The organism is Zoogloea sp. (genome assembly GCF_041911615.1).
GTDB lineage: Bacteria > Pseudomonadota > Gammaproteobacteria > Burkholderiales > Rhodocyclaceae > Zoogloea.
Map to the genome: position 1 here is coordinate 1 of NZ_JAYROR010000057.1, position 7,428 is coordinate 7,428.

The 7,428-nt window shown below is 71.7% G+C and carries 7 protein-coding genes; 2 read left to right on the plus strand and 5 right to left on the minus strand.

Annotation, left to right across the window (positions count from 1 at the left end):
- Positions 1-377, minus strand: a 377-nt coding sequence (locus tag ACE3P2_RS06700) for a chorismate lyase (RefSeq protein WP_374262475.1), incomplete at its 3' end; no start/stop codon positions are given.
- Positions 378-482: 105 nt separating this feature from the next.
- A complete protein-coding gene (locus ACE3P2_RS06705) occupies positions 483-1,265 on the minus strand; it encodes a gamma-glutamyl-gamma-aminobutyrate hydrolase family protein (protein ID WP_374262477.1) in 783 nt (260 codons plus the stop codon).
- 293 nt (positions 1,266-1,558) lie between these two features.
- Here ACE3P2_RS06705 and ACE3P2_RS06710 point away from each other — a divergent pair, with 293 nt between their 5' ends.
- Both ACE3P2_RS06710 and ACE3P2_RS06715 read left to right on the plus strand, forming a co-directional pair.
- Entirely contained in the window at positions 1,559-2,815 is a 1,257-nt protein-coding gene (locus tag ACE3P2_RS06710; protein ID WP_374262480.1) for a cation:proton antiporter, read from the plus strand.
- Positions 2,812-3,948, plus strand: coding sequence for a YbdK family carboxylate-amine ligase (locus ACE3P2_RS06715; RefSeq protein ID WP_374262483.1), 1,137 nt, complete (start codon positions 2,812-2,814; stop codon positions 3,946-3,948). Before ACE3P2_RS06710 ends, ACE3P2_RS06715 begins: the two co-directional genes overlap by 4 nt.
- A gap of 178 nt (positions 3,949-4,126) precedes the next feature.
- Here ACE3P2_RS06715 and recG read toward each other — a convergent pair whose 3' ends face one another.
- The 3 genes from recG to ACE3P2_RS06730 form a co-directional block, all read right to left on the minus strand.
- Positions 4,127-6,217, minus strand: coding sequence for an ATP-dependent DNA helicase RecG (gene recG / locus ACE3P2_RS06720; protein WP_374262485.1), 2,091 nt, complete (start codon positions 6,215-6,217; stop codon positions 4,127-4,129).
- A gap of 2 nt (positions 6,218-6,219) precedes the next feature.
- Positions 6,220-6,600: a RidA family protein gene (locus ACE3P2_RS06725; RefSeq protein WP_374262487.1), complete on the minus strand. Its 381-nt coding sequence runs from the start codon at positions 6,598-6,600 to the stop codon at positions 6,220-6,222.
- Between the two features lie 159 nt (positions 6,601-6,759).
- The coding region (locus ACE3P2_RS06730; RefSeq protein WP_374262490.1) for a tetratricopeptide repeat protein at positions 6,760-7,428 on the minus strand (669 nt) is incomplete at its 5' end.

A 7,428-nucleotide genomic window follows, 5' to 3' on the forward strand; every position in this document is an offset into this window, starting at 1 on the left:
GAGCGCGCCACCCGGGGATCGTCGAACAGCACCGCCGCCAGCGGCCGTCCGCCCAGCCCGCGCAGCAGGTGCCAGTCGGCGGGGATGGCGGTGGCGGCCACCAGCGAGCGGGCGAACACCACCGGTTCGCCGTCGGCCAGCAGCAACACCTCGCGCTGCCACAGGCGGGCATGGCGATGCAGGCCGAGGGCGGCCAGTTCGTCGGGCAGCACCACGCCCTTGCCCTGGCGCACCACCGTCAGCGAGAAGCGGCCGCAGCGGGCGCGGATGCGGGCGGTGAGCGAGCTGTCGTCGCTGAGCCAGCCGCGCATTCCGCGGGGCGCCTGCCAGGCGGCGATGCGGAAAGGGTCGCGGCCCGGGAAATGGGCGAGGGTCATGGGAACGAGGGAAAACGCGGATCGACGACGGATCGGGCGGGCAATTGTACGGCTTATGGCCAAAGCCGAGAACGCCGGCACCGCCCCGGAACGCCGGCGACGCGGCTAGCGGCGTCCGCGCGCCACGGCATAGAAGGCCTCGAGCAGCGGCGCGCAGTCGAGCAGGCTGTCGTGCCCCGGCGTGTGGAATTCGGGGTGCCACTGCACGCCGACGACGAAGCCGTGCTCGGTGTGGCGGATCGCCTCGATGACCCCGTCCTCGGCGGCGGTCGCCTCGACCTGCAGGCTCTTGCCGACGCTGCGCACGCACTGGTGGTGGATCGACACCACGTGCCCGCCCGGCTTGCCGCCGAACCAGCGGGCGAACTGGCCCTCCGGCGCGAAGACGATCTCGTGGCTGTGGCGGTCGTAGGCCGCGTCCTGATGGCGCGCGGCGCGTTCGAACTGGGACGGGATGTCCTGGTACAGCGAACCCCCGAAGGCCACGTTGAGCAGTTGCATGCCGCGGCAGATGCCCAGCACCGGCTTGCCCGCCTCGACGAATTCGTGGAGCAGTTCCATCTCGTAGGCGTCGCGCACCCGGTCGCCGGCCCACTCCGCCTGCAACGGGCGCTCCCCGTAGGTTTCCGGGCTAACGTCGGCGCCCCCCTGCAGCACCAGGCCGTCGAGATAATCGGCGTAGTCGCGCAGGCGGATGTTGCTGCGGTGGATCGGCCCGTCCTTGAGGATCGACGGCACCATCAGCACCAGCACGTCCCGCGACATCAGCCATTGGGCAATCGACTGCTCCAGCACCTGGAGCGTCTTGGACTCGATGCCCGTCGCCCCTTCCCGCGGATGGAAAAGGCGCGCCGAAAGGGCGATCTTCAGGGGTTTGTTGCGGCTCATTGGGCTCTCCTTTGCGGGCGGGGCCGGGCGACGCCATGACGACGGCCCCGCAAGGTGGATCGGCAAACCGCCCGGCAGTTCCAACGCCGGAATTGCGGCACTTTATTCCGGCGCCGCGCTCCAACCCTCGACATCCATGCCGACGCACCGCCGGTCCCGCTCCGGCGAACGCGGCGTCGGCCCGCCGCGCCCCGGCCACGCCGCACGTCCGGCGCCCACCATCCGAGCCACCCCGGGCGTCAGGCGACGCGAGGCGTTCCGCCGCCCGCCCCACAACCGGAGAGCCTGCCCCGATGATGCCAATCCGCCCCGCGTGGGAGGGCCTGCGCGAAAGCCTGTTCTTTCTGCCGCCCTTCCCCGCCCAGCTCGACCCCCTCGCCCTGTCTGCCCTGATGCTGATCGGCGGGCTCTTGATCGGCGAAGCCCTGTTCCGCCGTGTCGGCGTCTCGCGCCTCGTCGGCTACGTGCTGGCCGGCGCCCTCGCCGGACCCGGCTTCCTGGGCTGGCTCGACCCCGCCTCCGTGGCGGTCGCCAAACCGATCGCCGATGTCGCCCTCGGCCTGCTGCTGCTCGAAACCGGACGCTACCTCGACCTCGGCTGGCTGCGCGCCAACCCGGGCCTGCTGACCACCGCGCTCGCCGAATCGGGGCTGGCCTTCGCCACCATCTTCGCCTTCGCCTACTTCGCCGGCGGGCTGAGCCCCGCCTGGAGCGCCGCCACCGCCGCGATCACGATGGCCTCGGCGCCGGCGGTGGTGCTGCTGATCGCCCAGGAGAACCGCGCCGAAGGCCAGATCACCCAACGCACGCAATTGCTCACCGCACTGAGCTGCGCGCTCTCCTTCGTGGTCTTCACCGCGGTGCTCGGCGGCATTTACGCCGAGCGCTCCGGCGACTGGCTCAACGCCGTCGCCCATCCGCTGTGGGTGGTCTGCGGCAGCGTCGGCATCGGCATGCTGGGCGCGCGCCTGGCGCTGGCGATGGCGGCGCTGCAAGCCAAAGGCTCGGCGGCCCAGGTATTCATCCTGGTCGCCTCGGCGCTGCTCGCCACCGGCGTCGCGCGGATGCTGGCGGTGCCGGTGTTCCTGTGCCTGTTCATGATGGGCGCCGCCCTCAACCTCGCCGACCGGGACAAGGTGCTCGCCTACGCCGGGCTACCCCAGGGCCACTGGCTGCTGGCCATCGTGCTGTTCGTGGTGACCGGGGCCATGCTGCCGCTCCACGAACTCAGCTGGACGCTCGGCCTGCAGGCCCTCGGACTGGTGCTGGTGCGCGGTCTGGCGAAGTTTGCCGGGGTGCTGGCCAGCGGCCGCCGCGATCTGCCGCCGGGCCGCCGCGCGCTGGTGGGCCTCGGCATCCAGCCCCTGTCGGCCACGGCCATCGTGATGGCCGCCGAGCTGATCGCGATCTTCCCCGAAGTGGGCGCCCAGGCCCTGCTGCTGCCGCTGCTGGCCGCCGCGCTGATGGAGTTCGTGGGCCCCCAGCTGTGCCGCCTCGCCCTCAAACGCGCCGGCGAAACCGCCCCCTCCCCCGCAGGACACACCCGATGACCGCTCTCTCCCAACTGACCTTCACCCCCAGCCGCCCGCTGACCCTCGGCGTCGAGCTCGAGCTGCAGCTCGTCTCGCTGCGCGACTACAACCTCACCCGCGCCGCCACCGATCTGCTCGAGAGCCTGCGCTACGACGACCGCTTCGGCGAAGTGAAGCTCGAGATCACCGAGAGCATGATCGAGGTGAACTCCCGCCCCCGCGACGACGTGGCCGCCATCGGGCGCGACCTCGACGGCCTGCGCGACGTGCTGGTCAGCCACTGCCAGCGCAACAACATCGCCATCTGCGGCGGCGGCACCCACCCCTTCCAGCACTGGCCCGAGCAACGCATCAGCCCCGGCGAGCGCTTCGCCTTCCTCAACCAACGCTACGGCTACCTGAGCAAGCAGTTCACGGTGTTCGGCCAGCACATCCACGTGGGCGTGCCGTCCGGCGACGACGCGATCTGGCTCACCCACGCCTTCAACCGCTACGTGCCGCACTTCGTGGCCCTGTCGGCCTCGTCGCCCTTCCTCGACGCCACCGACAGCGGCTTCGAATCCGCCCGCCTCAACGCCGTGTCGGCCTTTCCGCTGTCGGGGCAGGCCCCCGACGTGGCCGACTGGGCCGCCTTCACCAATCACATGGGGCTGCTGCAATCCTGCGGCGTGGCCAACAGCATCAAGGACTTGTACTGGGACGTGCGCCCCAAGCCCGAATACGGCACCGTCGAGATCCGGGTCTGCGACACCCCGTTATCGGTGGACCGCGCCACCGAGCTGGCCGCCTTCGCCCAGTGCCTGGCCCGCCACCTGCTGCGCGAGCGGCCCGCCGTGGCGCCGGCGATGCAGGCGCTGGTGGCCCGCTACAACAAGTTTCAGGCCTGCCGCTTCGGCTTCGACGCCGGGCTGGCCGACCCCGTCGGCCGCCGCGTCGTCCCGCTGGGCGACGACCTGCTGCGGCTCCTCGAAACCCTCGCCCCCGACGCCGACGCGCTGGGCTGCCGGCTGCAGCTCGAAGGCCTGCGCGACCTGGCGCAAAACCGGCAGGGCGACGCGGTGTGGCTGCGCCGCACCGCCGCCGACGTCGGCAACTTCCACGACCTGACCCGCGCCGCCACCGAGCGCTTCGCCCAGCCGTCGCGGTACTGAGGCGCGACCATCGACGGTGACTTGACCGACGTCCGCGGGCGAATGGATTCGCCCCTACAAAAACCGGCGCTGCGATGCCCCTGTGGGGGCGAATTCATTCGCCCGAAGAGGCGAAAACGCGCGATGGCCACCATTCAGCGTGATGTGCGAAAAAATCCGCCCCCACAGGGCGCCGCACCTAGGCCTTCAGCAGCGCCGCCCGGCCGCCGAACCAGCGCGCGGTGACCGCGTCGGCCACCCGCGGCGCGTCGCGCAGCAGGGTTTCGGCCAGATCGCGGGCGATGTCCACCAGCACCGCGTCCGCCTCCAGGTCGGCATAGCGCAGCAGCGGCACGCCGCTCTGGCGGGCGCCGATGAACTCGCCGGGGCCGCGGATGCGCAGGTCCTCCCGGGCGATCACGAAGCCGTCGGTGTGCTCGTAGATCGCCTTCAGGCGCTCGCGCCCGGTCTGCGACAGGGGCTGGGCGAACAGCAGGATGCACACCGACTCGTGCTCCCCGCGCCCGACCCGCCCGCGCAACTGGTGGAGCTGGGCGAGGCCGAAGCGCTCGGCGTGCTCGATCACCATCAGGCTGGCGTTGGGCACGTCCACGCCCACCTCGATCACCGTGGTGGCCACCAGCACCTGGATGTCGCCGGCCACGAAGGCGGCCATCGTGGCGGATTTCTCGTCGTTCTTGAGCCGCCCGTGCACCAGCCCGACGGCCAGATCCGGCAGCGCGGCGCAGAGCATCTCGAAGGTCTCCTGCGCGGTCTTCAACTGCAGCGCCTCGGACTCCTCGATCAGCGGGCACACCCAGTAGGCCTGGCGGCCGGTCATGCAGGCGGCGTGGACGCGGCGGATCACCTCGTCGCGGCGCTGCTCCGACACCAGCTTGGTGACGATGGGCGTGCGGCCCGGCGGCAGCTCGTCGAGCACCGACACGTCCAGGTCGGCGTAGTAGCTCATCGCCAGCGTGCGCGGGATCGGCGTGGCCGACATCATCAGCATGTGCGGCGACTCGCCGGCCTGGCCTTTCTCGCGCAGGGCCAGGCGCTGGCGCACGCCGAAGCGGTGCTGCTCGTCCACCACCGCCAGGGCGAGGCCGGGCAGCGTCACCGGGTCTTCGATCAGCGCGTGGGTGCCCACCGCCAGCAACACCTCGCCGGCGGCGAGGCGGGCCATCGTCGCCTCGCGTTCCTTCTTCTTGCGGCTGCCGGAGAGCCACGCCACCTCCAGCCCGATGGGCGCCAGCCACCCGGCCAGCTTACGGTAGTGCTGCTCGGCGAGGATCTCGGTGGGCGCCATCAGCACCGCCTGACGGCCGTTCTCGGCGGCGCGCAGCATGGCCAGCGCGGCCACGCAGGTCTTGCCCGAGCCCACGTCGCCCTGCAGCAGGCGCTGCATCGGGTGGTCCGAAGCCAGATCGGCGGCGATCTCGGCGAAGGCCCGGCTCTGGGCGCCGGTGAGCGCGAAGGGCAGCTGTTCGAGGAGCTGGCGCGTCAGCGTGTCGTGGCCGGGCAGGCTCGGGGCGTTCTTGGCGCGGCGGGCGGCGTAGGCCCGGCGCAGGGAAATCTGCTGGGCCAGCAGCTCGTCCAGCTTCACGCGCTGCCAGGCGGGGTGGCCGCGGTCTTCGATGTCCAGGATCGCCATCGACGGCGGCGGCGCGTGCAGCGTGCGCAGCGCCTCGGGCAGCGTGGGCAGGTTGAGGCGACGGCGCAGGGCCTCGGGCAGGTCGTCGGAGAGCGGGTTGTGGCGCAGGGCGCCGCCGATGAGCTTGCGCAGGGCCGACTGGGCCAGCCCCGCGGTGGTCGGGTAGATCGGCGTGAGGCTGTCGGGCAGCGGCTCGCCGGCGGCCACCGGCCTGATCCGCGGGTGGATCATCTCGGCGCCGAAGAAGCCGTCGCGCAGCTCGCCGAAGATGCGCAGGCGGCTGCCGGCGGCAAGCTGCTTCTGCTGGCTGGGGTAGAAGTGGACGAAGCGGAGCAGCACCTCACCGCTGGCGTCCGACGCCCGGGCCAGCAGCTGGCGGCGGGGCGGCGGGCTCACGGTGCAGTCGATCACCTCCACCTCGCACTGAGCCGGCACGCCGGGGCGCAGGTCGGCCAGCATGGTGAGGCGGGTCTCGTCCTCGTAGCGCAGCGGCAGGTGAAAGATCAGGTCGGCCGGCGAGAAGATGTCGAGCTTGGCCAGCCGCTCGGCCAGTTGCGGCCCCACGCCCGGCCAGCCGCGCACCGCCGCCTTCTTGGGCGACGCTGCGGAAGTGGCGGGCGCGGCAGTCTCGGGCAAGATCAGCCGAGCACGAGGATGGCGTCGGCCTCGACCAGCGCGCCGCGGGGCAGCTCCTTCACGCCCACCGCCGCACGGGCCGGGAAGGGCTCGGCAAAGTAGCGGGCCATCACCTCATTCACCTTGGCAAAGTTGGCCAGATCGGTGAGGTAGATGTTGAACTTGACCGCGTCGGCGAGCGAGCCACCGGCGGCTTCGGCCACCGCCTTGAGGTTCTCGAACACGCGCACCGTCTGGGCCTCGAAGCCGTCGACCATCTGCATCGTGGCCGGGTCCAGGCCGATCTGGCCCGACATATAAACGGTGTCACCGGCCTTGACGGCCTGGGAGTAGGTGCCGATGGCGGCGGGAGCGTTGGGCGTGGCGATGATCGTCTTGGACATGGGAGAAGGCTCCGTGGGTTGAACGGGCGGAGTTTACCGGGAATGGGGGCTGCACCCGCAAGGGGCAGGTGGAGGTCGTGGCGGGATGTCGGGTTTGCGCCGCTGTGGTGATCAAGTGAGCCGACATCCCTCATCGCCCCGTCATCGCCCCCACTCGCGCTACGGCAGCCTGGCCAGCGCCGCCGAGAGCCCGCCCGTCCAGTCCTGGCTCGGCATCAGCCGGCCGGCATCCTTCAGCCGCTGCAGAATCGCCAGGCCCCGGCGCAGGAAGTCGCGGCGCGCGTCGATCTCCAGGCCCGGGTGGCTGCCCAGCTTGGCGCACGAAACAGCCAGATCGGTCTGCCACTGAGCATTGACCGGGTCGCGGGCGGCGAGGGCTTCACGGATGGCGAGGCTGTTGCGGTAGGCCGCCAGCGCGCCGGGCCCGTCGCCCTGGGCGCGGAGCACGTCGCCGACCCTGTCGTGGCTCACCGACAGGTCGCGCTGCCACCCGGTGTTGGCCGGGTCGCAGGCGGCGAGGGCTTCCGCGATGGCGAGGCCCTTGCGGTAGGCCGCCAGCGCGCCGGGCCCGTCGCCCTGGGCGCGGAGCACGTCGCCGATCTTGTTGTGGCTCACCGACAGGTCGCGCTGCCATTCGGTGTTGGCCGGGTCGCGGGCGGCGAGGGCTTCTCCGATGTCGTGGCGCTTGCGGTAGGCCGCCAGCGCGCCGGGCCCGTCGCCCTGGGCGCCGAGCACGTCGCCAATCCTGTCGTGGCTCACCGACAGGTCGCGCTGCCACTCGGTGTTGGCCGCATCGCGGGCGCCCTGCGGCCCCTCCGGGGCCACCAC

Coding starts and splice junctions, on each gene's coding strand:
- ACE3P2_RS06705 (WP_374262477.1), bottom strand. CDS start 1,265: ATGAGCCGCAACAAACCCCTGAAGATCGCCCTTTCGGCGCGCCTTTTC.
- ACE3P2_RS06710 (WP_374262480.1), top strand. CDS start 1,559: ATGATGCCAATCCGCCCCGCGTGGGAGGGCCTGCGCGAAAGCCTGTTC.
- ACE3P2_RS06715 (WP_374262483.1), top strand. CDS start 2,812: ATGACCGCTCTCTCCCAACTGACCTTCACCCCCAGCCGCCCGCTGACC.
- ACE3P2_RS06725 (WP_374262487.1), bottom strand. CDS start 6,600: ATGTCCAAGACGATCATCGCCACGCCCAACGCTCCCGCCGCCATCGGC.